The organism is Hyphomicrobium sp. B1 (genome assembly GCF_049532635.1).
In the GTDB taxonomy this organism is placed as follows: domain Bacteria; phylum Pseudomonadota; class Alphaproteobacteria; order Rhizobiales; family Hyphomicrobiaceae; genus Hyphomicrobium_B.
In genome coordinates, this window is the sequence record NZ_CP134871.1 from 2,445,231 (window position 1) to 2,467,642 (window position 22,412).

Consider the following 22,412-nt stretch of genomic DNA (forward strand, 5'->3'; position numbering starts at 1 on the left):
CCGTCTCGAACCGCGCTGCCGCTTCGATTTGAACAAGGTGCGCTTCTTTTTCTGGAAGGACTTGTTGCCCGACATCAGTTGAGTTTCCTGTCGAGCGTCCGTCCTGACGGCGGCAGGATTCAGCGGATGCGAACTTGTGGCGTGCCGCTCGCAACCAAACCAATGATGCGCGCCATCGGATATCCGGCGCGTTCGATCTCGCCGCGAATGTTCTCGGCTTGATCTGCCGCACAGGCGACGAGAAGGCCGCCAGAGGTTTGCGGATCGGTCAGCAGCGCTTGCTGCCATTGCGGGTAATCACCCGGCAAAACGACCTCATGGCCATAGCTCGCCCAGTTGCGCCCAGAAGCGCCTGTGATGAAGCCGCTTTTGGCTAGCGCTTCGGCACGTGATAGAAATGGCAACTTATCAAATGCGATCTCGATGCTGACACCGCTGCCACGCGCGATCTCGAGCGCGTGCCCCAGAATGCCGAAGCCGGTCACATCGGTAATGGCGTGCACATCTGCGTTCTCGCCAAGCGTCTGACCGATCCGATTGAGCAGTGTGGTGGACGCCATGAATTCTGCGTACGCATCGTCCGGCAACGCGCGCTTCTTGAAGGCGGCCGAGTAAATGCCGACGCCGATGCCTTTGGTCAGGATCAACGCGTCACCGGGCTTCGCACCGGCATTGCGGCGGACGTTCTGCGGCTTTGCAAGCCCGATAACGGCAAGCCCATAGATCGGCTCCGGTGCGTCGATCGAATGACCGCCTGCCACGGGAATGCCCGCCTCCGCACAAACGGACGCGCCGCCGGCCAGGATCTCGCGCACGTCCTCAACGGAGAGTTTGCCTAGCGGCATGCCGAGGATCGCCAGCGCCATGATCGGGCGGCCGCCCATCGCATACACGTCCGAAATCGCGTTGGCCGCCGCGATCCGCCCGAAGTCGCGAGGATCATCGACCATCGGCATGAAGAAATCGGTCGTCGCAATGATGCATTGGTCGTCGTCGATCTGCCAGACGGCGGCATCATCGCCGGTTTCGTTGCCGACGAGCAGTTGCGCGAAGGCCCCCGCTGCGGGCTGTTTGGCCAGAAGGTCCTGCAGGACGGACGGCGCGAGTTTGCAACCGCAGCCGCCGCCATGCGCGAGGTCGGTCAAGCGTTGTGTAGGGCCAGACATGTTTCCTGCTATGGTCGAGACGGATTGAGCCCTCGATATAGGCAGGCGCGCCAGTTATCGCCACGGCGATTTTTCGGAATGCATGGTTTCGTAAAAAGGCGGACGCTACTGTCGCGCGTCAGCCGACGAGAAGCAGGGGATTGGGCGCATGCCGCGCCCAGCCGGCTTCTGACACCATGATATCAAGCCCGAGGGAAGCCAGATCGTCGGCGTAAGGATCGACCTTCGTATCTTTCACTTGGTAAAGCATCTTCGCGTATGTGTGGCAGTCGTCGCAAGTTTCCGCTTGGACGGCCGCCGAGCCGCCTTGAATACCTTTGAGCAGCAAGGCGCCGGAGCTTTCACACGTGATGCAGACCGCCCGCACGTGGTTCCACGCCGTCGAGCATAGTGAGCAATAGAGGTACCGCGTGCCGGGCGTCGGCCCCGAGGCGGTGATCAATCCTGAAACCGGCGTCGAGCCACAGCAGGGACAAAGTCCGCGCTGCGGCAGCAGGCGAAGCGTTGACGCATCGAGGCTTGCGGCAAGGCGCGTGAAGTAGACCTGCAAGGCGGCTGCAACATAAAGCGCCGCGCCGACGTCTCCCATGCTCAGAGCACCGCGCAGAAAGCCGTCCGCTAAATCTTCGATGTCATTTACAGGCAAGCCACGCATGTTGGCGATGACCGCCGCAGCAGATTCGGGAATATCTTTGCTGTCGAGTTCTTCGAACAGCACTGCCAGTCCGTCGCGCCATGCTGCATGCCGGTGATGGCCATCTGCCGCGAGGGGCGGCATGCGCGCAGCGACCGATTGCTCGACGAGTGAAGGATCGATACCGGGCATTGGCTGTAACGTCGCCGCGGCTTTGTCCTGCGCGTCCGAAAGAAGCGCCATGAAGCCAAGCCACTTCGTCATCGGGTGACCGGTTGCAAGCGCTCGAAGACGAGCGGCCGTCGCGGAGAAGCGTGTTGTCAGATCGGGCAGAAGCAGCGGCTCGGGCGTACTGACGCCGCCAAGCGGACTGCCGACCCATTTGCCGGTCGGTGGCGCGCCGCCTTGCCTCACGCAACACTCCTTACTTGTGCAGACGGCCGTTCACGCTTGGCCGCGGTCCGGTTGAACCCGTCGTCGCGAGCGACCGGAACCATTTCCGATGGTGCCGCCACGCCCAGCCCGGCGTCACCCAGCCCTGCGTCATGGCCCGCATAGAACCGCGCACCCAGATCGCAGCATAGACGTGAACGATCCAGATGATAATCGCGGCAATGGCAGCCAACGAATGAATGAGCAGAGCCGCGCGCTGCGTCGGGATCGACGTATAGCTGCCGAAATAATATTCCCAGATGACGAGGCCAGTAAAGAACAGCACCGGAACGAGAAGCGTCATCGACCAGAATACGAATTTCTGTCCGGCATTGAAGCGCGCAACTTCCGGTACGCCTTCCTCTTTGTTCTCGAGAACCTTGTCGATAGCTTTCATCCACGCGATGTCGTCGCGGGTCCAAAGATTGTCGCGCCAGAACTGAATGATGAGGCCGGTATAGCTGACCAGCAGCACGCAGCCGATCCACGGATGCGCCGCGCGCGTCCATTGCCCGCCGCCGAACAGGTTCGACAGCCAGTACAGCAGCGGATCAAACATCGACAGGCCTGACAGCATCAAAAGAATGAAGCAGGCGGCCGTCAGCCAATGGTTGAGGCGAGTGATCGTGCTGTTGCGCGTCAGCGTTCCATACGGGCGGCTCATGTCGGATGCTCCGTTCGCTGCGAACGGCCACCGACTTCGGGGAAGCGGTTGGCCTCAAGAACGTGGTTGGCTTCTTCTTCGTCTTCCGGCTGCACTTCGTTAGGCCCGGCGATGACCCAGTGCAGGAAGCCTGACACCGCCGCGGCTGCAATGCCGACGAGCGCCACAGGCTTGATGAGGCCCTTCCAGAATTCGACCGTCGAACTGATTTTCGGATTTTCCGGTAGCCCCGCGTAAAGCTGAGGCTGGTCCGCGTGATGCAGTACGTACATCACATGCGTGCCTTGGACGCCCGGCGGATCATAGAGACCGGCATTTTCAAAACCGCGCGATTTGAGGTCGACGATGCGCTCGCCCGCCCAGTCTGTCATGTCCTTTTTCGAGCCGAACATGATGGCGCCGGTCGGACAGGCTTTCACGCAGGCAGGCTCAAGCCCCACCGCCACGCGATCGGAACAGAGCGTGCACTTGTACGATTTGTGATCGACCGGGCTGATGCGCGGAATGTCGAACGGACAGCCTTTCACGCAATAGCCGCAACCGATACAATTCTCGCTGATGAAATCGACGATGCCGTTCGCATACTGAACGATCGCGCCGGGGGCAGGGCAGGCCTTGAGACAGCCCGGATCCTCGCAATGCATGCAGCCGTCCTTGCGGATCAGCCATTCGAGGTTGCCGTCGGGATTTTCGTATTCCGTGAACTTCATCACGGTCCACGTGTGCGGATCGAGATCGAGCGGGTTGTCGTAGGTTCCGTGGAACTCGCCGACTTCGTCGCGTAGGTTGTTCCACTCCATGCAAGCCGCCTGGCACGCCTTGCAGCCGATGCAACGCGTAACGTCGATGAGCTTCGACACCTGGTCTTCCCAGCTGCGCGCGTCGGGCGGTGTCATCGTCGTCGCGGAGCGGCGGATGTAGTCTTGCGATTGCAGATCAGACATCAGCTTCTCCGTCAGACCAGAGGTCCGTTGACACTTTCGATATTGACCAGGAACGCCTTGAACTCAGGCGTCTGTGTGTTGGCGTCACCGACGGACGGCGTCAGCGTGTTGGCGCCGTAGCCCTTCTTCGCTTGGCCGGTGAAGCCCCAATGCAGCGGCACGCCGATCACATGCGTCGGCTTGCCGTCGACCATCATCGGCTTGATCCGTTTCGTGACGTAGGCCTTGCATACGATGAAGCCGCGCTTGGAGGCCACGCGCACCCAGCCGTTCTGAGCGATGCCCTTTTCGTTCGCGAGCGCTTCCCCGATCTCGATGAATTCCTGCGGCTGCAGGATCGAGTTGATGCGGGCGTGCTTGGTCCAGAAGTGGAAGTGTTCCGTCAGGCGGTAGGTGGTCGCCACATAGGGGAACTCGGCTGGCGTTCCGAAATCGGCCCTATCGTCGGGGAACACACGCGCGGCCGGATTCGTCTGCACCTTTGGATGCAGCACATTGATCGCCGGCGACTCGAACGGCTCGTAGTGTTCCGGGAATGGGCCTTCGACCATCATTTGGCGCGCGAACAGGCGCCCGACACCTTCCGCGTTCATGATGAAGGGACCGACCGAGTCGGAAGGCTTCACCGTTGGGCCGTAGTCCGGCACGTCGATGCCGACCCACTTCGAGCCATCCCACTGGATGATCGGTTTCGCCGGATTCCATGGCTTGCCCGCGGGGTCCGCGCTGGCGCGATTGTAGAGAATGCGCCGGTTCATGGGCCACGCCCACGCCCAGTTCGGTGCGATGCCTTGTTCGCGCGGATCGGATGCGTCGCGCCGGGCCATCTGGTTGCCCTTCTCGGTCCAGCAGCCCGAGAAGATCCAGCAGCCCGACTCCGTCGTGCCGTCATCACGCAGTTGCGCGAAACCATCGAGCAATTCGCCCGCTTTCTTGATGACGGCGCCGGACGCATCTTTGAGATCGATGCGCGCCCGGCCGTTCATGTCCTTCGCCAACTCGTCCGGGTTGGGCTCGACCGGATTGGTATAATTCCACGTGAGATTAAGGATCGGATCGGGGAACGCGCCGCCTTCCTTGCGATAAAGCTCGCGCATCCGGTGGAAGATTCCGGACATGATCCAGATGTCGGGCTTCGCCTGAGCAGGCGGCTCCGCGGCTTTCCAATGCCATTGCAGCCAGCGCGCCGAGTTGACGAGCGAGCCGTCTTCTTCGGCAAAGCACGTCGTCGGCAGCTGGAACACTTCCGTCTGGATCTCGGCGGAGTCAGCCGGGTTTTGTGGCCCGAAGTTCTCCCAGAAACGCGACGTCTCCGTATCGAGCGGATCCATCGTGACGAGGAACTTGAGCTTCGACAAGCCGCGCCGGATCTTGCCGCGATCAGGGAATGCTTGCTGCGGATTGAAGCCCTGGCAGATGTATCCATTCATCTGCCCCTGGTTCATCATCTCGAACGCTTTGATGATGTCGTAGAGCGGTATGTCGAGCTTCGGCAGCCAATCGTAAGCCCAGCTATTTTCCTGGGTGGCGGCATCGCCGAACATCGATTTCTGGAAGCTGACGAAGAACTTCCTGTAGTTCGACCAATAGCTCGTCTGGCCTGGTCGCAGCGGCTTATAGAGCCGTGTCTTCATATAGTCGTCGAACGTAACCTCGTGATCGGCCGCAAGCGTCATGTAGCCGGGCATGAGGTTCGACAACAAACCGACGTCGGTCAGGCCCTGAATGTTCGAGTGGCCGCGCAGCGCATTCATGCCACCGCCGGCGATGCCAATGTTGCCGAGCAGCAGCTGCACCATCGCCATCGTGCGGATGTTCTGCGAGCCGATCGAGTGCTGCGTCCAGCCGAGCGCGAACAGGCTCGTCATCGCTTTGTCGGGCGCCGCCGTCTCCGCGATCATCTCGCAGATGTGCAGGTATTTATCCTGTGGCGTACCGCAAATGCGCGACACCATCTCGGGCGTGTAGCGCGCGACGTGGCTCTTCAGAAGGTTCATGACGCAACGCGGATGCTGCCACGTATCGTCGACCTTCGCGAAGCCTTGATCGTCGAGTTCGTAGTCCCAGCTCGATGTGTCGTACTGGCCCTTCTCGCGGTCGTACCCGCTGAACAGACCGTCTTCGAAGGCATAGCCTTCTTTCACGATCAGGCCGGCGTTCGTATAGGCGCGCACATACTCGTGCTGGATCTTGTCCTTTTCGAGCAGATACCGGATCACGCCCGACAGGAAGGCGATGTCGGTTCCTGGACGGATCGGCGCATAATAATCGGCGACCGACGCCGTCCGCGTAAAGCGCGGATCAACGACGACGAGCCGCGCCGCATTTTCTATTTTTGCTTCGACAACCCACTTGAAGCCGCACGGATGCGCTTCAGCGGCGTTTCCGCCCATAACGATGACCAAGTCGGCATTCTTGATATCCTGCCAAGTGTTGGTCATTGCGCCGCGACCGAATGTTGGAGCCAGACTGGCCACCGTCGGTCCGTGTCAGACACGTGCTTGGTTATCGAAGACCAACATCCCGAATGAGCGGGCGACTTTCCACGTGAGATACGACGTTTCGGTCGATGAAGCCGAAGCCGCCAGCATGCCGGTCGAGATCCACCGGTTGACGGTGGTGCCCTCGGCATTCTTAGCGATGAAATTCTTGTCGCGGTCGTCCTTCATCAGGCGCGCGATACGGTCAAGCGCCCAGTCCCAGGAGACTTCCTCGAACTCGGTTCCGCCTGGCTTGCGGTACTTCGGCACCTGCAGGCGCGTCGGCGCGTGGACGATATCAAGCAGCGCCGAGCCTTTCGGGCACAAGGTACCGCGGTTCACCGGATGGTCCGGATCGCCTTCGATGTGAATGATGTCGGAGCGGGCGTTCTTGGCGCCGTCGCCGAGCGTGTAAATCAGGATGCCGCAAGCGACGGAACAGTAAGTGCAGGTGTTCCGCGTCTCCTTGGCGTGGGTGAGCTTGAAGGGGCGAACGTCTTCCGCGACCGCCTCACCGCAACCACCAAACCCGAGCGCTCCCATACTCGAAGTCGCAAGCGCCGCGCCTGTGAGCTTTATGAAGCCTCTACGAGTGAGATCCATGCCGGGCGCTCCATCTTCCATGCCTGCAACTTTTAACAGTTCTCGATGGCGGTCGTATAGCCCTCGTGAACATGGATCGGGGAATTGGCCGCAGTCTTTCAAGAACTTAGCTATAGTTCCGCGGAAATAATCGTGCGTTTTCGATAGACAACCCTTCGAACGGCTGTCCGTTGCAATCACCTCGGCGCCGAGCCTGTGTTTGACGGCCATGCGACAGCGTATTGCCAATCTCCCAGAAAGGCTGTTTAAGCCTCGGCATAGGCTTCCAGGCGCGTGATGCTGGCATTCCCGATGGGGCATGGCCAAGGATTCGTGGCTTGCGGTGGTTTAAAAACGTAGCAATTTCAAAGCAATATCTCTGGGGGCTCACTTCTGTCCGCACGAGTGTTGCGGCAGCTGGTGGCGTTTGGCGCTTTGTGGACCCGCGGGCGGCTTCCTAAATAGTCGGTCGGCGAGGTCGGGTGCCGCGCTTTGATCTCGAATTCAGGACACGGACAATGCAAGTCACGGAAACGGCACGAGAAGGTTTGAAGCGGACGCTCCAAGTGGTCGTCGGCAAGGCGGAGCTGAGCGAGCGCTTCGCGACCCGCCTCGACGAGATCAAGGACCGCGTGGAGATCAAGGGTTTCCGCCGCGGCAAAGTTCCGGTCGCGCACATCAAGAAGCTGTACGGCAAGTCGCTGATGCAGGAAGTGATGGAGCAGACGCTCAACGAAACGAGCGCGCAAGCCATCAAGGATCGCAATGAGCGTCCGGCACAGCAGCCGAAGGTCGAGCTCGTCGACTTCAACGAAGAGACGTTCGAGAAAATCGCGAGCGGGCAGGGCGATCTCGCCTACAACATGTCGTTCGAGGTCCTGCCGCCTATTCCGTTGGCTGATCTGTCGACGCTGAAGCTCGAAAAGCTCGTTGCCGACGTCGACGACGAAGCTCTCGACAAAGCGCTTGCGAACCTCGCCGAGCGCAACACGGCCTACGACATCGAAGAAGGTCGCGCCGCTTCGGAAGGCGATCTCGTAACGCTCGATTTCGTCGGCAAGATCGATGGCGAAGCGTTCGAAGGCGGCTCGGCCGAAGGCCAGAGCCTGGTGATCGGCAAGAAGCAGTTCATCCCGGGCTTCGAAGAAGGCTTGGTGAGCCTGAAAGCCGGCGACGAGAAAGTCGTGACCGCAACGTTCCCGGCCGAGTATCCGGTCGCGGCTCTCGCCGGCAAGACTGCAGAGTTCGACGTCAAGGTGAAGGGCGTTTCAAAGTCCCGCACCCCGGCTGTCGACGAAGATTTCGCCAAGGGCGTCGGTGCTGAAAGCCTAGAGCAGCTGCGCGGCTTCATCTCTGAGCAGATCAAGCGCGAGTATGATCAGGCGTCTCGGCAGAAGCTGAAGCGCGAGCTTCTCGACGCGCTCGACGCCGCTCACACGTTCGAGCTTCCGGCGTCTCTTGTCGATTTCGAATTCGACAATATATGGACTCAACTCGAGAACAATCTCAAAGCCACGAACAAGACGTTCGCCGACGAAGGCAAGACCGAGGACGAGGCGCGCGCCGAGTATCGGAAGATCGCCGAACGCCGGGTGCGCCTTGGCCTCGTGATCGGCGAGATTGGCGAGAAGAACAATCTGCAGGTCTCCCAGGACGAATTGCGCCGGGCTCTGGTTGAGCAGGCGCGCCGTTATCCTGGGCAGGAGAAGCAGGTGTACGAATACTACGAGAAGACCCCTGGCGCGCTGGCCGAACTACGCGCACCGATCTTTGAGGATAAGGTCATCGACTTCGTCATCGACGAAGCCAAGCCGACCGAGAAGAAGGTGACTCGCGACGAGCTTCTCAAGGCCGTCCAAGAGGCGACTGAAGAATAGAGAGCCGCAACCGCGGCTCCTGCAATCCAATACGCAATGCGTGCGAGTCAGGCAGGCGGGACCGGGGTGGTCCGCCTGCGAAATGAGGAAAGACGAAGGCGATGCGCGATCCGATCAATACTCTGACCAACACCTTCTGGCCCATGGTCGTCGAGCAGACGACGCGCGGTGAGCGCGGCTACGATCTGCCGTCGCGGCTTCTGAAGGAACGCATCATCTTCGTGACCGGACCGGTCGAAGATCACATGGCCGCATCGATCTGCATGCAGCTTTTGTTCCTCGAGTCCGAGAACCCGAAGAAAGAGATCTCGATGTACATCAACTCGCCGGGCGGTGTCGTCACTGCGGGTATGGCGATCTACGACACGATGCAGTTCGTGAAGCCGGCCGTCGCCACGCTGTGCATCGGCCAGGCTGCCTCGATGGGTTCGTTGCTGCTTTGTGCCGGTGCGAAGGGCATGCGCTACGCGCTACCGAATGCCCGCGTCATGGTGCACCAGCCGTCGGGTGGTTTCTCTGGCCAAGCGTCCGACATTGAACGCCACGCCGAGGACATCATCAAAATGAAGCGGCGTCTGAACGAGACCTATGTGAAGCACACGGGTCAGACCTACGAGATGGTTGATAAGACGCTGGACCGCGACTACTTCATGACGGCCGACCAGGCCCGCGATTTCGGCCTGATCGACAAAGTCCTCGAAAACCGCGACGAAGTCGAAGGGACTGTCTTCGAACCTGGCAAAATCGCCGACTGATAAGGCAAATTGCCAGCGCAACTCGGCCGTTCGCGGTCGGAACACCACGAGAGTGGGCGGCAATTCGCCCTCTCAGGAGAACAAACGCTGCACATCAGCGTGTGAGTTTAGGTAAATGCTCGGATTGAATCGCCGGTGTTGCCAGCTCGTTTATCAACTGTGGCAATAGCGCCGCTTGCGAGCTGTGGCCGGGTAGGCTCCATTAATCCAATCTTGATCTGCTGAACGATAGCGTGCTCAGATTGGCTATGGAGTTCACGTAGCCGCAGAATCGGCTCAGCGCCGAGCGTGAAAAGCGGGCCAAAGCAAGAACATCGCGTTGGTGGGTCTTGCACGGAAGGTGAGAACAAATGGCTCAAGAGAAGAACACTCTCTACTGCTCTTTCTGCGGCAAGAGCCAGCATGAGGTCCGCAAACTGATTGCTGGCCCGACAGTATTCATCTGCGATGAATGCGTCGAACTTTGCATGGACATCATCCGCGAGGAGAACAAGAACACCCTCGTCAAATCCCGCGACGGCGTTCCGACTCCGCAGGAGATTTGCGGCGTGCTCGACAGCTACGTCATTGGCCAGAACCATGCCAAGCGCGTTCTCTCTGTCGCCGTCCATAACCATTACAAGCGCCTGAACCACGCTTCGAAGAACAACGACGTGGAGTTGGCGAAGTCGAACATCCTGCTCGTCGGACCGACGGGTTCGGGCAAGACGCTGCTCGCGCAAACGCTGGCGCGTATCCTGGATGTTCCGTTCACGATGGCAGACGCCACGACGCTCACCGAAGCCGGCTACGTCGGCGAGGACGTCGAGAACATCATCCTGAAATTGCTGCAGGCTGCTGACTACAACGTCGAGCGGGCGCAGCGCGGCATCGTCTACATCGACGAGGTCGACAAGATCAGCCGCAAGTCCGACAACCCATCGATCACGCGGGATGTCTCGGGCGAAGGCGTGCAGCAGGCGCTTCTGAAGATCATGGAAGGAACCGTTGCGTCGGTTCCTCCGCAGGGCGGCCGCAAGCACCCGCAGCAGGAATTCCTGCAGGTCGACACTACGAACATCCTCTTCATCTGCGGCGGCGCGTTCGCCGGCTTGGAGAAGATCATCTCGCGTCGTGGCAAGGGTTCCTCGATCGGCTTCCAGGCCCGCGTCAGCGGTCCGGACGAACGCCGCACGGGCGAGATCCTGCGCAACGTCGAGCCGGAAGATCTGCTGAAGTTCGGCTTGATCCCGGAATTCATCGGCCGTCTGCCGGTCATCGCAACGCTGGAAGATCTCGACGAGTCGGCGCTCGTTCAAATCCTGACTGAGCCGAAGAACGCCATCGTCAAGCAGTACCAGCGCTTGTTCGAGATGGAAGACGTCAAGCTGACGATCACGCTTGATGCTCTGAAGGCGATTTCGCGCAAGGCCATCGAGCGCAAGACCGGTGCACGTGGCCTGCGGTCCATCATGGAGGGCATCCTGCTCGACACTATGTACGACCTGCCGACGCTTAAGGGCGTCGAGGAGGTCGTGATCGGACCGGAAATCGTTGAGGGCTCGGCGAAGCCACTGCGGATCTACACGGAACGCGCGGAAGAGAAGGGCTCGACAGCCTGAGCCGTCGCGACAATTAACGCTTTCCCGGGGCACTGCCCCGGGACTTGTTTGCGGGGCGCCGGTCCCCATTTGTTCGGAGGGAGTGGCGTCAAGCAGCCAGCCGTATTTCTCCGAAAACCGGTGTCTAGGGCTTGGGTCTCACCCCGCGCTCGCGCTCACGAGCATGCAGAACCGTCGCCACAAAAAGGGGCGGGACGCGTGGCTCCTAAAGTGGAACGGGTGTGGAATGTACCGGTAGGATATGACAGACCTTCGGTGCACGGCGAATAGGTAGTGAAATGAGCGAAGACAAAAAGACCAAGGAAAAAGCCGGCGGAAAAGAGCTGTTCCCGGTTCTGCCGCTCCGAGATATCGTCGTTTTTCCCTACATGGTCGTCCCCCTCTTTGTCGGGCGCGAGAAGTCGATCGCGGCCCTTGAAGAGGTCATGCGCGCCGACAAGCAAATTCTGCTCGCCGCGCAAAAGAACGCCAGCGATGATGATCCGGCGCCGGATGCCATCTACGAGATCGGCACGCTCGCATCGGTTCTGCAACTTTTGAAGCTTCCCGACGGGACGGTGAAAGTCCTCGTCGAAGGCAATGCGCGCGCCAAGATCACGCGCTACACGCCGAACGCCAACTATTTCGAAGCTGAGGTCGAGCGCGTCGCTGAAGTTCCCGGCGCTAAGGACGAACTCGAAGCGCTGGCGCGCTCCGTCGTGACCCAGTTCGAAAGCTACGTGAAGCTCAACAAGAAGGTCTCGCCCGAGGTCTTGAGCAACGTTGGCCAGATCGAGGATTACGCGAAGCTCGCAGACACGATCGCCTCGCATCTCGCCGTCAAAATCTCCGACAAGCAGGACGTGCTTGAAACCGCCAGCATTTCCGAGCGGCTTGAGCGTGTCTACACGCTGATGGAAAGCGAGATCTCGGTTCTCCAGGTCGAGCGTAAGATCCGTTCGCGCGTCAAGCGCCAGATGGAGAAGACGCAGCGCGAGTACTATCTGAATGAGCAGATGAAGGCCATTCAGAAGGAGCTGGGCGATTCCGACGAGCGCGACGACATCGCCGAGTTCGAGGAAAAGATCGAGAACACCAAGCTGTCGAAAGAGGCCAAGGACAAAGCGCTCGCTGAGCTGAAGAAGCTCAAGCAGATGTCGCCGATGTCGGCCGAAGCGACTGTGGTGCGGAACTATCTCGATTGGCTGCTCTCGATCCCGTGGGGGATCAAGGGCAAGGTCAAGAAGGATATCGCCGAGGCCCAGCAGGTTCTCGATCAGGAGCACTATGGCCTGGAGAAGGTCAAGGAACGAATCCTTGAGTACCTCGCCGTGCAGGCGCGGACGAACAAGCTCAAGGGGCCGATCTTGTGCCTCGTCGGTCCTCCGGGCGTCGGTAAGACGTCTCTGGGCAAGTCGATCGCTAACGCGACCGGCCGTGAATTCGTGCGCATGTCGCTGGGTGGCGTCCGTGACGAAGCGGAGATCCGCGGCCATCGCCGCACCTACATCGGCTCGATGCCTGGCAAGGTCATCCAGTCCATGAAGAAGGCAAAGCGGACGAACCCGCTCTTCCTCTTGGACGAGATCGACAAGATGGGCCAGGACTTCCGCGGCGACCCTGCGGCGGCTCTGCTCGAAGTGCTCGATCCGGAACAGAACCAGTCCTTCAACGATCACTATCTTGAGGTCGACTACGATCTCTCGAACGTGATGTTCGTGACGACGGCCAACACGCTGAATATCCCCGCGGCCCTTATGGACCGCATGGAGATCATTCGGCTCGCGGGCTACACGGAAGACGAGAAGCTTGAGATCGCCAAGCGCCACTTGATCCCTGAGCAGTATGCAGCTCACGGCCTCGAACAGGGCGAGTGGACGGTCGAAGACGATGCACTGAAGGAAGTCATTCGCCGCTACACGCGTGAAGCCGGTGTGCGTTCGCTCGAACGCGAAATCGCCAAGCTCGCCCGCAAGGCCGTGAAGGAAATCCTGACGTCGTCGAAGACCTCGATCGTCGTCACCGCGGAGAACGTTCACGACTTCCTCGGCGTGCCGAAGTACCGCTTCGGTGAAGCTGAGCTTGAGGATCAGGTCGGTATCGTCACCGGCTTGGCCTGGACGGAAGTCGGCGGCGAGCTGCTCACGATCGAAGGCGTTATGATGCCGGGCAAGGGCAGGATGACCGTCACGGGGAACCTGCGTGACGTGATGAAGGAGTCGATCCAGGCCGCGAACGCCTACGTGCGCTCGCACTCGGTTGATTTCGGCATCCATCCGTCGCTCTTCGAAAAGCGCGACATCCACGTGCACGTGCCGGAAGGCGCAACGCCGAAGGATGGACCGTCTGCAGGCATCGCCATGACGACGGCGATCATCTCGGTTCTGACCGGCATCCCCGTCCGCAAGGACGTCGCGATGACGGGCGAGATCACGCTGCGCGGTCGCGTGCTGCCGATCGGTGGACTGAAAGAGAAACTGCTCGCGGCTCTTCGCGGCGGCATCAAGACGGTCATTATTCCGGAGGAGAACCGCAAGGATCTCGCGGAAATTCCGTCGGAAGTGCAGACCAAGATGGACATCATCCCGGTCTCGCGTCTCGACGAAGTCTTGAAAGTCGCACTCGTCCGTGTGCCGGAGCCCATCACGTGGGACGAAGCCGCGGAAGCTGAGGCTCTGGAAGCCAAAGAAGCGGCCAAAGGCGGTGCGCGAATTACCGCACACTGACCTTCGTCGGATAAGCGTAAATTTACGTTAAGGAATGCCCCTGCTCGGTTGCCGCGCAGGGGCATTTTGTTCTGGGCTGAATGAGCATTAGGATGCGCTTTTGTCCGGAAATACGGGCGTTTTCCGCTTGACGACCGGGGCGATTGAGCGCTTCTAGCCCTTCATGCGCGGCCCGCTTCTCCCCGAAATGGCCGCCTCGGGCTTCGAGCCCACGCGCCGAAGCCCCACCTCCCACATTAGAGGAAAGACGAGATGAGCAAGAAAGATTTGATTGATGCCGTTGCCCGTGATTGCGAGCTGACGAAGGAGAAGGCGAGTGGCGTTGTTGATGCCGTTCTCGCCCACATTCGTGCCGCGATGAAGGACGGCCATGAAGTGCGCATCCCGGATTTCGGCACGTTCAAGGTCGCTGCCCGTAAGGCGCGCGAAGGCCGCAATCCGGCGACCGGCAAAACGATCCAGATCCCGGCTTCACGCGTGCCGAAGTTCACGCCGGCCAAGGGCCTGAAAGACGCGCTGAACATCAACTAAGCCGCGGTACACTTTTCAACGCGCGCCGCGAAAGTGGCGCGCGTGTTTGTTTTGACAGCCTTTTGCAGACAGACTAGCAAGGGCGCGTCGGGCGGTTAGCTCAGTGGTAGAGCGCCTCGTTTACACCGAGGATGTCGGGAGTTCGACCCTCTCACCGCCCACCATGTTGCTTCGTTCCAGGCGACAGGCCCGTGCGACGGCGGTATCCCACCTCGCCAATCCCCAAGAAATAACCGTGCGTAGACGTTGCCGCAAACGTAGCGCAGCTGACGTATGTCTTGCTGCCGCTGGCCAGTTATCATACGTTAGTTCGGTATTACCGAACTTTAGAAGGAGGAAACACAATGGCTCTATCACTGTACGACATCGCCGTCCCGACCTTTCAGAAGCAGCTCTCAGCACTTGAAGCGTTGCTCGACAAGGCCGCAGAGCAGGCGGCCGCGAAGAAGATCGACTTTGCAGTTTATCTCGGCTCGCGTCTGTATCCCGATATGTTCAACCTGACGCGTCAGGTTCAGCTCGCGACCGATTTCGCCAAGGCTGCGCCGGCGCGCCTCACCGGGACAGAGGTGCCGGGCTTTCCCGACGTCGAGACGACACTGCCGGAACTCAAGGCGCGCATCGGAAAGATCCAGGCGCTTCTCGCGGCTTACAAGCCTGAGCAGTTTGAAGGCGCAGACACGCGGGAATTGACGATCAAGACTGGCGGCCAGGACGTGACGATGACGGGCCGCGAATACCTGCTCCACGTCGCGTTCCCGAACTTCTATTTCCACTGCACTACTGCCTACGACATCCTGCGCCACAACGGCATTGAGATCGGTAAGCGCGATTTCGTCGGCCGAACCTGAGCACATGGCGCAAACGGCGAAAATCGGATCACGTCTGGTTATTGTTACGGGCGGACCTGGATCCGGTAAAAGTTCGCTGGTGTCAGCCTTGGCTGACGCCGGCTTTCGAACCATGCCGGAAGCAGGACGGGGTATCATTCTCGACCAGGTAGCGATCGGCGGCGCGGCACTCCCGTGGGCGGATCGAAACGCATTTGCCGATCTCATGCTGAGTTGGGATCTGCGCTCCTATCGCGAAGCTCAAGCGGCTGCCGAAACAGGAATTGTCTTCTTCGACCGCGGTATCCCGGACGTTATCGGCTATCTGCAACTTTCTGGCTTGCCGGTACCGCCGCAGGTGCAGCGCGCTGCAGAAAAGTTTCGTTATAATGATCGCCTCTTCATAGCGCCGCCGTGGCCCGAAATTTTCACCCAGGACTCCGAGCGCAAGCAGACGATTGAGGAGGCGGAAGCCACCTACCACGCCATGGCCGACGTCTATACCGGGTTGGGCTATGAATTGGTCACCTTGCCGCGCCTGCCCGTTGCCGAGCGTGCGGCCTTTGTTCTGTCGACTTGCGCCTGAATTTCAATCGGTTGGAAGCGCTGTGAGCGCATCCAAATTCTATCAACCGGCCGCTTGACTTGGACGCCGCGAACACGTATCTCGACCGCTCGCATCGATGCTCTGCGCATCTGGATTGCGGGAGTAGCTCAGTTGGTTAGAGCGCCGCCCTGTCACGGCGGAGGCCGCGGGTTCAAGTCCCGTCTCTCGCGCCATTTATCAGTCCGCTAAACGGTTTTCTGATGATGGCTTCGACGGTGGCCGATTTACAGCCATCGCAACACGAATTCCCACTCGCAATACCAAAAAAATGGGTCGGCATACCGCCAGACCGAATGGCATCTCAGGCAGAACTGGGCGTTTCTTTTGCCAGCGCCACGAGCACCGGCCTCAGTTCCGCAGCCGAGGAAAGCGGGCGGTCGAACCACAGCCGCGCGGCACGGTCGCCGGAGGCGAGGTCCAGACCCTCGGGATCGAGCGTCGAAATCTTCCAGCCACCCGGTTCTTCACCGATCTTTGCCGCATATCGCTCGATCGCGGCGAGGTGATCGGAATTCATATGTGAGACGGCGCCGTCTTCCATGTCGGCAAGCGCTTCGACACCGTCGAGTGACGTCGCGAGATCGGCAGCTTTCATCGCGTAGGCCTTGCCGAAGCCCCCGTTCAAAGATGCCCGCGCCGTCTCGAAACGCCAGAATGAAAAATCCGGAAAGTCGACGTAAAGCGCCGCCTTCGGATTCCGCCTGAGATAGCGGCTGCGATAAAGCGTGAGTTCGGCTCCCGCGGGAATTTGTTTAGCCGTGCCGATCAGCGTCATGCGTGGATGGGCGAGGGGATCGCCCTTGCAGGGTTCGCCGACGAGCAATGAGCATTTCCCGTCCGCCATCAAGTTGGTGCAATGGGACGAGAGCCGGGAAATAAGAAATATCGGCGCGCCATCCATGGCGGTGGCGAGGCTCACGCGGCTCACCGACGGCGAGCCGTCGAGCGGATCGAGCGTTCCCAGTGCGCCATAGCGGGCACTCCGCACAAGCGTCTTGCCGAGTCGAATAGCTGCGTCGTCGACGGGCTGCAGGACGTCGAGTTTCTTTTCTTCCATGGTCGATGTTCCTTGTATCGGTAGGCACCCGCCCTGGCGCAGGCCCAACCCGTTTGTCTCAGCGGCCGAAACTACACAAATGCGCGGCCATCAGCTACAGGGGGCACCTTACCTGGCAGGCGCACGCACTATTGGAGAACTTGAACCGCATGCATCCCGTCCAAGTCTTCGAACTCATCTTCACGATGCTGCTCGCCATCCTCGCACTCCACTGGGTCGCGCTGCGTCTGAAACTGCCTCCCGCTGTGGCGCTTTTGATCGGCGGCGGTGCAATGGCGTTCATTCCGGGGCTGCCGGTCTTCGAACTCGATCCCGAACTCGTGCTCGTGCTGTTCCTTCCGCCGTTGCTGATGGACGGCGCCTTTTTCACTGCGCACGCCGAATTCAAGCGGCACATCGCCGGAGTTCTGTCTCTTGCTGTCGGTGCGGTGATCTTCACGACGCTTGTCGTCGGCGTCGTGACACACTGGCTGTTGCCAAACCTGCCGTGGGCCGCCTGCTTCGCACTTGGCGCTATCGTGTCGCCGCCGGATGCAGTGTCAGCGCGCGCCGTTTTGCAAACCGTCAAGCTCCCGCGAAGGCTCTCAACATTGCTCGAAGGCGAAAGCCTTCTGAATGATGCGACTGGCCTGGTCCTTTTCCGCTTCGCCGTCGCCGCCGTGTTGACCGGCACGTTCTCTGCTGGAGCGGCAGCCGGACAGTTCTTCGTGCTGGCGCTGGGTGGCGTCGCGGTCGGCGCGCTCATGGGTGGCCTTTGGATGCTTTTGCTTCGGCGGCTCAGAGACGACTATCTGACGATCACCGCGTCGATCCTGCTGTGCTGGGCGGCCTACATTTCCGCCGAAGCCGTGCATGTGTCCGGCGTCATCGCAACGGTCACTGCGGGGCTTCTGTTCGGCTGGTTTCAGCACACGGTATTTTCAGCCAGCATCCGCATGCGCGCCGGTGCATTCTGGCAGGTGATGGTCTTCATTTTCGAAGCCTTCATTTTCATCCTGATCGGATTATCGCTGCGCGGCGTCCTCGACCGCGTCGGTGGCATTGACGTCGTTCTGGCGCAAATGGCCGTCCCGGTCTTGATCATCGTACTGGCGATGACGGTTGCGCGCTTCGCGTGGATCTTCGGCAGCGATGCCGTCCTTTCGATGCTACGAAGCCTGGGCGTCAAACGCGCCCGGCCGCTCGGCGCACCGGCAGCGACCGTGCTCGGATGGGCAGGCATGCGCGGCGTCGTTACGCTCGCCGTCGCGCTGACACTCCCAGATGCAGTGCCGGGCCGCGACTTCATGCTGGTAACGGCGTTTGCGGTGATTCTCGTTACGGTGCTCCTGCAGGGAACGACGCTCGGCGCTCTCATCCGCGTGCTCGGTCTCAAGGAAGATGAGACGCCTCACGCGAGACTATCGGCATCTCAGGCCGAAGAGGCGATGATCGTGGCGCAGAAGAACGCCGTCGAAAAACTGGCATACGATGGCGACGGCAACCTCGTTCATCCGCAACTACTCGAAAGGTATACGCGTCGCGCCGCGGTAGCCGCGATTTACACGGGCAACGAAAGCGCACACACAGATCGGATCAATGCACATTTCGATGTCATCCTGGCAGCCGTCGCTGCCGGACGTAGCGAGCTGATGCGTTTGCATCGCGCTGGCGACATTGATGATGAAACGCTGCATTCGCTCGAACGTGATCTCGACATTCAGGAAATCGGCGCTTTAGAAAACCGCGTTTAGCCGAACCGGCGGAAGCCCAAACGATTTGTGCCGCCGCCCATTAGCGATGGACGACGGCACTTAATCGGCTTGCTGCCTTTCTTTTTACTTCGACGCTGGGGATTGCGTGCCCGCCTCGCCGCTGCTCGATCCGGTGCTGCTCGCAGGTGGCGATCCCGGCGACGACTGAGCCGTCGCTACGCCGATGGAGTTGAAGCGGGCTTTCTGCTCGTCGGAGAGGGACGCATAGAAGTCATCGACGGCGGGTTGAAGCTCGTTCGTCGCCTGCAGCAGCGCATCGACCCGTTTCTCGACCGCATCGAGGCGCCCGCCGACGGTCGTCGGCATCGTCGAGATACAGCCGCCCTTGGAGATATCCGCCGCTTTCGTCGATGCTGTCTTCAGAGCATCGAGCTTACCGCGCTGGGTGTCATCCAAGTTGATCGCCCGTTCGATCTGGTCAGCGGGCAGATCGGCAAACGCCGGTCCGCGGTCGCCGCATAGCTTCGCCACGTCGAGACCTGCGGCCTTGTTGGCTGACTTGCCTTTCGGTTGCGACGCCAGAAGAGCCTTATCGAAGCGCCGCTGTTGGTCCTCACTCAGCGCACTGTAGAGCTTATCGAGCGACGGACGAACTTCGCCAATCGCGGTTTTCATGGCGGTGAGCCGTTGGGTGACGGCCTGGAGCTTGGCCGGAGGCGTAAGCGGCGCCTCGGCGGGACAAGCCTGCTTCATGACGTCAGCGCCTTTAGTCAGCGCCGTGTCGAAGTCCTTCAGCGCGACACGCTGGTCCTCTGTCGTGGGTGCAATAGCTTTCTGGATGCGTGCAACCGGCAACTGAGCCACGCCGGGAGCCAGGCTGCCGCAAGCGTCCTGCCGCTGCGGCTCCGGAATGGACGCACTCGCGACGCTAGTCGAGCGTCGGCGCGGCGTGTTTACGCCATAGATATCGCCGTAGTCATAGCTGCCGCCGTAATTGTAATATCCGGGTTCGCCACCAGGCCAGAATACGCTCGACAGGATCCAGTCTGAGCCATAGTCCCAGAACGGATCGTAATAGTCATAGGGCCAGAGCGCGAAGGCGAATGCGTCCCCGTAGGCGTACGGCCAGAATACCGGGCCGTACCATCCATAGCCCCAGCCGCGATGCCAGCGCCCGTAGCGGCCATAGGCGTAGCGATTATGCCAGAAGCCATTGCGGGCGAAGTGGTGGCCGTAGCCATGACGACCGAAGGCATGTGTCATGCGGCCTGTCGCGGCCAGCGCGCGCCCGTGGCTTGCGAACTGCTTGTTGCCTCGAAAGTGCCGGTTCGCGAAGCCGCGGTTTCCGACGCCACGATGTCCACGCGCGAAATGCGATCCGCGGAAATGATTGCCCCGAGCAAAGCCTCTATGGCCAAAATGCCGGCCTCCGAAGTGTCGACCGCCGAAGTGCCTGCCGCCAAAATGGCGGCCCCCGAAATGTCGACCGCCAAAGCCCCCGAAGTGCCGTCCTCCGAAGTGCCTGCCACCGAAGCCACCGAAGTGACGTCCACCGAAGTGTCGGCCGCCAAAGCCTCCGAAGTGACCGCCTCCGAAGTGACCGCCTCCGAAATGGCCGCCGCCAAAATGTCCGCCGCCAAAATGCCCACCGCCGAAGTGGCCTCCATGACCACCGCGCGCCTCAGCTTGGCTGGAAAACATCAGCGAACCCATCGCCAACACCGATGCGCTCGCGACGACGGCAATCATACGCACTATGCGAAACATGAGATTGGCTCCATTTCCCTGGCGCGGGAATGATTGAAACAAATACAACTATAATCGATGATTATTGAACACCATCCCACATAATCTGTTCCCGGAGCGGAACGACATATCGGCCATTCCGTAATCGTACGGAGCCGTGCTGCGACGCATCACGTCAGCCAATCCGGAAGGACTCCGTCAACCAGTCGAAGGGTGATGCGTCTCGCATTCGAATGCGGGCATCGCGACGGCGAGCAAAACGAAAACAGTCGGTCGCCGACATCACATGTTTCCTAGGCCAACTGGCTAGGCCGAGATTCCGGCGCAAGATCGATAATCTTAGCCCTCCATTAATGTGCAATATTGATCTTCATTCGAGCGTGTAACGGGCTCGGTGTTATCGCAATGCGTTTTGTCAAAATCGTTTTCGCCGGATGGATTGCGTCCCTGGCTGCGACCGCCGTATGTGCAGGCGAGGCGCAGCCGCATCTGCAGCATGTGATCCAAAATCTCTTTCTGGAAGAATACGGAACTGTCGCTCCTCCCGCCGCTTTCGTCCGGTTTTGCACCGAGTCTCCGAGCGAATGCGTGCTCCGCAAAGCGGGAAATGGCTTTGCGGAATCGGCTAAGCGCCTTGAGCAGCTGGACGAGGTCAATCGCCGGATCAACCGCGCGATCACGCCGATGACCGATATCGAGCACTACGGGATCGAGGATTATTGGACCATCCCGAAAGACGGAAAGGGCGACTGCGAGGATTACGCTCTTCTCAAGCGTCACATCCTAATTTCGATGGGATGGCCGACAAGCTCACTGTTGATGACGGTCGTGCGTATCGAGAACGGAGAAGGGCACGCGGTTCTGACTGCGAGAACGAAATTCGGCGACCTTATTCTCGACAATCGCACGGACGACCTGAAGCCTTGGTACCAGACGGGGTACAGCTACAAAATGATTCAGTCGTCCAATGATCCTCAGGTCTGGCGCGATCTCGATCCCGACGACGACGTGTTGCCGACGCCGATCGCGGTGCCGCAACTGCTCTATGATCTCACGCACCTGCAATAGGATGCAGAGGGTCTGAAGCTGCGTCCGTGCTTTGCACGCATTTTCGTCGGATACGATGGACAGGCCAATTGCGAGCTTCTGCTCCGGCGCATAGAAGATGATCGAGCAGCACCTCGTGAGCACAGGCCCCGCCCTTGATCGTCCGACCGAAAGCCTCCTTCTTCGACATCCTCTTTGCCGTCCGCGGATCCATCGCGGGCCGTGTCGCATGGCGCTGCCTTTTCATTACGGTGCTAGCCTGCGTCGTCGTCTTTACTGGCGATTTTCATCTGGAGCCGATGTCTCATCTGGGCACGGCGCCGTTCGGCCTGATCGGCATTGCCATTTCGATCTTCATGAGCTTCCGGAACAGCGCCGCTTATGACCGCTGGTGGGAAGGGCGCAAGCAATGGGGAGAGCTTCTCGTTCAAGTCCGCTCTTTGATTCGCGAGTTATCCGACCTCGATACGGAAGCCAAACGCCGCATCTTCATGCCCTTGATCGCGTTCGCCAATGCGCTCTCGGCGCGCCTTCGCGATGAGGATGAACTGGCCGCGGCCCGCCCATGGGACGCGACGGCATCCGCCGGCCCCAACGTGACTGATGCCATTCTCAGGCAGGTCGGTGCGGAGCTGATTGAACTGAATAAATCCGGAGCGCTATCGGATTGGCGTTATTCGTCTGCTGCCATCCGCATGAATGGCCTCTCGAACGTTCAGGCTGCCTGTGAACGCATCAAGGCGACCCCGCTGCCATTCGCCTATACGCTTCTCATTCACCGCACGGTTTATCTGTTTTGTGTGTTGCTGCCGTTTGCGCTCGCCCCGCAACTCGGCTGGGGAACGCCCGTCATCGTGGCCTTCATAAGCTATACATTCTTCGGGCTCGACGCGATCGGCGATGACCTCGCCGAGCCGTTCGCCCCCGCCGACAACAGCCTTCCGGTCAAAGCGCTCGTGCGCGTCGTGGAACGCGAAATACTCAGCTCTCTGGACGTGTCGCCTCTGCCCGACGAGCTTCAACCCGTTGGCTACGTATTGTCGTGAGGCTAGGAACTCGC

At 60.1% G+C, this 22,412-nt stretch carries 18 protein-coding genes and 2 tRNA genes; 13 read left to right on the top strand and 7 right to left on the bottom strand.

Features of this window, described 5'->3' with window-relative positions; translation table 11 throughout:
• Nucleotides 1-119: 119 nt before the first annotated feature.
• From selD to fdnG, 5 genes are all read right to left on the bottom strand, one after another.
• A complete protein-coding gene (selD, locus tag RLW55_RS11725) occupies nt 120-1,166 on the bottom strand; it encodes a selenide, water dikinase SelD (RefSeq protein WP_423414285.1) in 1,047 nt (348 codons plus the stop codon).
• A 118-nt stretch (nt 1,167-1,284) separates the two neighbouring features.
• Nucleotides 1,285-2,214: a formate dehydrogenase accessory protein FdhE gene (fdhE, locus tag RLW55_RS11730; protein WP_423414286.1), complete on the bottom strand. Its 930-nt coding sequence runs from the start codon at nt 2,212-2,214 to the stop codon at nt 1,285-1,287.
• Between the two features lie 10 nt (nt 2,215-2,224).
• Nucleotides 2,225-2,896, bottom strand: a complete 672-nt coding sequence (locus RLW55_RS11735) for a formate dehydrogenase subunit gamma (protein WP_423414287.1) — start codon at nt 2,894-2,896, stop codon at nt 2,225-2,227.
• A complete protein-coding gene (gene fdxH / locus RLW55_RS11740) occupies nt 2,893-3,840 on the bottom strand; it encodes a formate dehydrogenase subunit beta (RefSeq protein WP_423414288.1) in 948 nt (315 codons plus the stop codon). The genes RLW55_RS11735 and fdxH overlap by 4 nt, the downstream gene beginning before the upstream one ends.
• 11 nt (nt 3,841-3,851) lie before the next feature.
• Nucleotides 3,852-6,923 (bottom strand): formate dehydrogenase-N subunit alpha, encoded by a 3,072-nt coding sequence (gene fdnG, locus RLW55_RS11745; protein ID WP_423414289.1) that lies wholly within the window; start codon nt 6,921-6,923, stop codon nt 3,852-3,854.
• Nucleotides 6,924-7,420: 497 nt separating this feature from the next.
• Between fdnG and tig the strand changes: the two genes are divergently transcribed.
• The 9 genes from tig (at nt 7,421) to RLW55_RS11790 (ending at nt 15,981) form a co-directional block, all read left to right on the top strand.
• The gene (tig, locus tag RLW55_RS11750) at nt 7,421-8,779 is read left to right on the top strand and encodes a trigger factor (RefSeq protein WP_423414290.1); all 1,359 of its coding nucleotides are present in this window, start codon (nt 7,421-7,423) and stop codon (nt 8,777-8,779) included.
• 101 nt (nt 8,780-8,880) lie between these two features.
• Nucleotides 8,881-9,534, top strand: a complete 654-nt coding sequence (locus tag RLW55_RS11755; protein ID WP_013948535.1) for an ATP-dependent Clp protease proteolytic subunit — start codon at nt 8,881-8,883, stop codon at nt 9,532-9,534.
• 350 nt (nt 9,535-9,884) lie between these two features.
• Nucleotides 9,885-11,135: an ATP-dependent Clp protease ATP-binding subunit ClpX gene (gene clpX, locus RLW55_RS11760; protein ID WP_013948534.1), complete on the top strand. Its 1,251-nt coding sequence runs from the start codon at nt 9,885-9,887 to the stop codon at nt 11,133-11,135.
• A 278-nt stretch (nt 11,136-11,413) separates the two neighbouring features.
• Nucleotides 11,414-13,840 (top strand): endopeptidase La, encoded by a 2,427-nt coding sequence (gene lon, locus RLW55_RS11765; RefSeq protein WP_409560616.1) that lies wholly within the window; start codon nt 11,414-11,416, stop codon nt 13,838-13,840.
• A 252-nt stretch (nt 13,841-14,092) separates the two neighbouring features.
• A complete protein-coding gene (locus RLW55_RS11770) occupies nt 14,093-14,371 on the top strand; it encodes an HU family DNA-binding protein (RefSeq protein ID WP_013948531.1) in 279 nt (92 codons plus the stop codon).
• Nucleotides 14,372-14,460: 89 nt separating this feature from the next.
• Nucleotides 14,461-14,535 (top strand) — tRNA-Val (locus RLW55_RS11775).
• A gap of 180 nt (nt 14,536-14,715) precedes the next feature.
• Nucleotides 14,716-15,222, top strand: a complete 507-nt coding sequence (locus RLW55_RS11780; protein WP_423414291.1) for a DUF1993 domain-containing protein — start codon at nt 14,716-14,718, stop codon at nt 15,220-15,222.
• A 4-nt stretch (nt 15,223-15,226) separates the two neighbouring features.
• Nucleotides 15,227-15,787, top strand: coding sequence for an AAA family ATPase (locus RLW55_RS11785; RefSeq protein ID WP_423414292.1), 561 nt, complete (start codon nt 15,227-15,229; stop codon nt 15,785-15,787).
• A 117-nt stretch (nt 15,788-15,904) separates the two neighbouring features.
• Nucleotides 15,905-15,981: transfer RNA gene (locus RLW55_RS11790), tRNA-Asp, on the top strand.
• Between the two features lie 128 nt (nt 15,982-16,109).
• Here RLW55_RS11790 and RLW55_RS11795 read toward each other — a convergent pair.
• Nucleotides 16,110-16,865, bottom strand: a complete 756-nt coding sequence (locus RLW55_RS11795; RefSeq protein ID WP_423414293.1) for a HugZ family protein — start codon at nt 16,863-16,865, stop codon at nt 16,110-16,112.
• A gap of 149 nt (nt 16,866-17,014) precedes the next feature.
• Here RLW55_RS11795 and RLW55_RS11800 point away from each other — a divergent pair, with 149 nt between their 5' ends.
• Nucleotides 17,015-18,598 (top strand): Na+/H+ antiporter, encoded by a 1,584-nt coding sequence (locus RLW55_RS11800; RefSeq protein WP_423414294.1) that lies wholly within the window; start codon nt 17,015-17,017, stop codon nt 18,596-18,598.
• A gap of 84 nt (nt 18,599-18,682) precedes the next feature.
• Here the strand turns inward: RLW55_RS11800 and RLW55_RS11805 are convergent, their stop codons facing one another.
• Nucleotides 18,683-19,822, bottom strand: coding sequence for a Spy/CpxP family protein refolding chaperone (locus RLW55_RS11805; RefSeq protein WP_409560611.1), 1,140 nt, complete (start codon nt 19,820-19,822; stop codon nt 18,683-18,685).
• Between RLW55_RS11805 and RLW55_RS11810 the strand changes: the two genes are divergently transcribed.
• From RLW55_RS11810 to RLW55_RS11820, 3 genes are all read left to right on the top strand, one after another.
• Complete coding sequence (locus RLW55_RS11810) at nt 19,799-20,359, top strand: hypothetical protein (RefSeq protein ID WP_423414295.1); 561 nt, start codon at nt 19,799-19,801, stop codon at nt 20,357-20,359. The two genes, RLW55_RS11805 and RLW55_RS11810, sit on opposite strands and share 24 nt — an antisense overlap.
• Nucleotides 20,360-20,710: 351 nt before the next feature.
• On the top strand, nt 20,711-21,373 hold the full coding sequence (locus RLW55_RS11815) for a transglutaminase-like cysteine peptidase (protein ID WP_423414296.1): 663 nt from the start codon (nt 20,711-20,713) through the stop codon (nt 21,371-21,373).
• A 134-nt stretch (nt 21,374-21,507) separates the two neighbouring features.
• The gene (locus tag RLW55_RS11820; protein WP_423414297.1) at nt 21,508-22,398 is read left to right on the top strand and encodes a bestrophin family protein; all 891 of its coding nucleotides are present in this window, start codon (nt 21,508-21,510) and stop codon (nt 22,396-22,398) included.
• Nucleotides 22,399-22,412: the final 14 nt, after the last annotated feature.

What these genes read in the sequence shown, in the direction of transcription:
- selD (WP_423414285.1), bottom strand. Translation starts at nt 1,166, where the DNA reads ATGTCTGGCCCTACACAACGCTTGACCGACCTCGCGCATGGCGGCGGC.
- RLW55_RS11735 (WP_423414287.1), bottom strand. Translation starts at nt 2,896, where the DNA reads ATGAGCCGCCCGTATGGAACGCTGACGCGCAACAGCACGATCACTCGC.
- fdxH (WP_423414288.1), bottom strand. Translation starts at nt 3,840, where the DNA reads ATGTCTGATCTGCAATCGCAAGACTACATCCGCCGCTCCGCGACGACG.
- tig (WP_423414290.1), top strand. Translation starts at nt 7,421, where the DNA reads ATGCAAGTCACGGAAACGGCACGAGAAGGTTTGAAGCGGACGCTCCAA.
- RLW55_RS11755 (WP_013948535.1), top strand. Translation starts at nt 8,881, where the DNA reads ATGCGCGATCCGATCAATACTCTGACCAACACCTTCTGGCCCATGGTC.
- clpX (WP_013948534.1), top strand. Translation starts at nt 9,885, where the DNA reads ATGGCTCAAGAGAAGAACACTCTCTACTGCTCTTTCTGCGGCAAGAGC.
- lon (WP_409560616.1), top strand. Translation starts at nt 11,414, where the DNA reads ATGAGCGAAGACAAAAAGACCAAGGAAAAAGCCGGCGGAAAAGAGCTG.
- RLW55_RS11770 (WP_013948531.1), top strand. Translation starts at nt 14,093, where the DNA reads ATGAGCAAGAAAGATTTGATTGATGCCGTTGCCCGTGATTGCGAGCTG.
- RLW55_RS11780 (WP_423414291.1), top strand. Translation starts at nt 14,716, where the DNA reads ATGGCTCTATCACTGTACGACATCGCCGTCCCGACCTTTCAGAAGCAG.
- RLW55_RS11785 (WP_423414292.1), top strand. Translation starts at nt 15,227, where the DNA reads ATGGCGCAAACGGCGAAAATCGGATCACGTCTGGTTATTGTTACGGGC.
- RLW55_RS11795 (WP_423414293.1), bottom strand. Translation starts at nt 16,865, where the DNA reads ATGGAAGAAAAGAAACTCGACGTCCTGCAGCCCGTCGACGACGCAGCT.
- RLW55_RS11800 (WP_423414294.1), top strand. Translation starts at nt 17,015, where the DNA reads ATGCATCCCGTCCAAGTCTTCGAACTCATCTTCACGATGCTGCTCGCC.
- RLW55_RS11810 (WP_423414295.1), top strand. Translation starts at nt 19,799, where the DNA reads ATGACGACCGAAGGCATGTGTCATGCGGCCTGTCGCGGCCAGCGCGCG.
- RLW55_RS11805 (WP_409560611.1), bottom strand. Translation starts at nt 19,822, where the DNA reads ATGACACATGCCTTCGGTCGTCATGGCTACGGCCACCACTTCGCCCGC.
- RLW55_RS11815 (WP_423414296.1), top strand. Translation starts at nt 20,711, where the DNA reads ATGCGTTTTGTCAAAATCGTTTTCGCCGGATGGATTGCGTCCCTGGCT.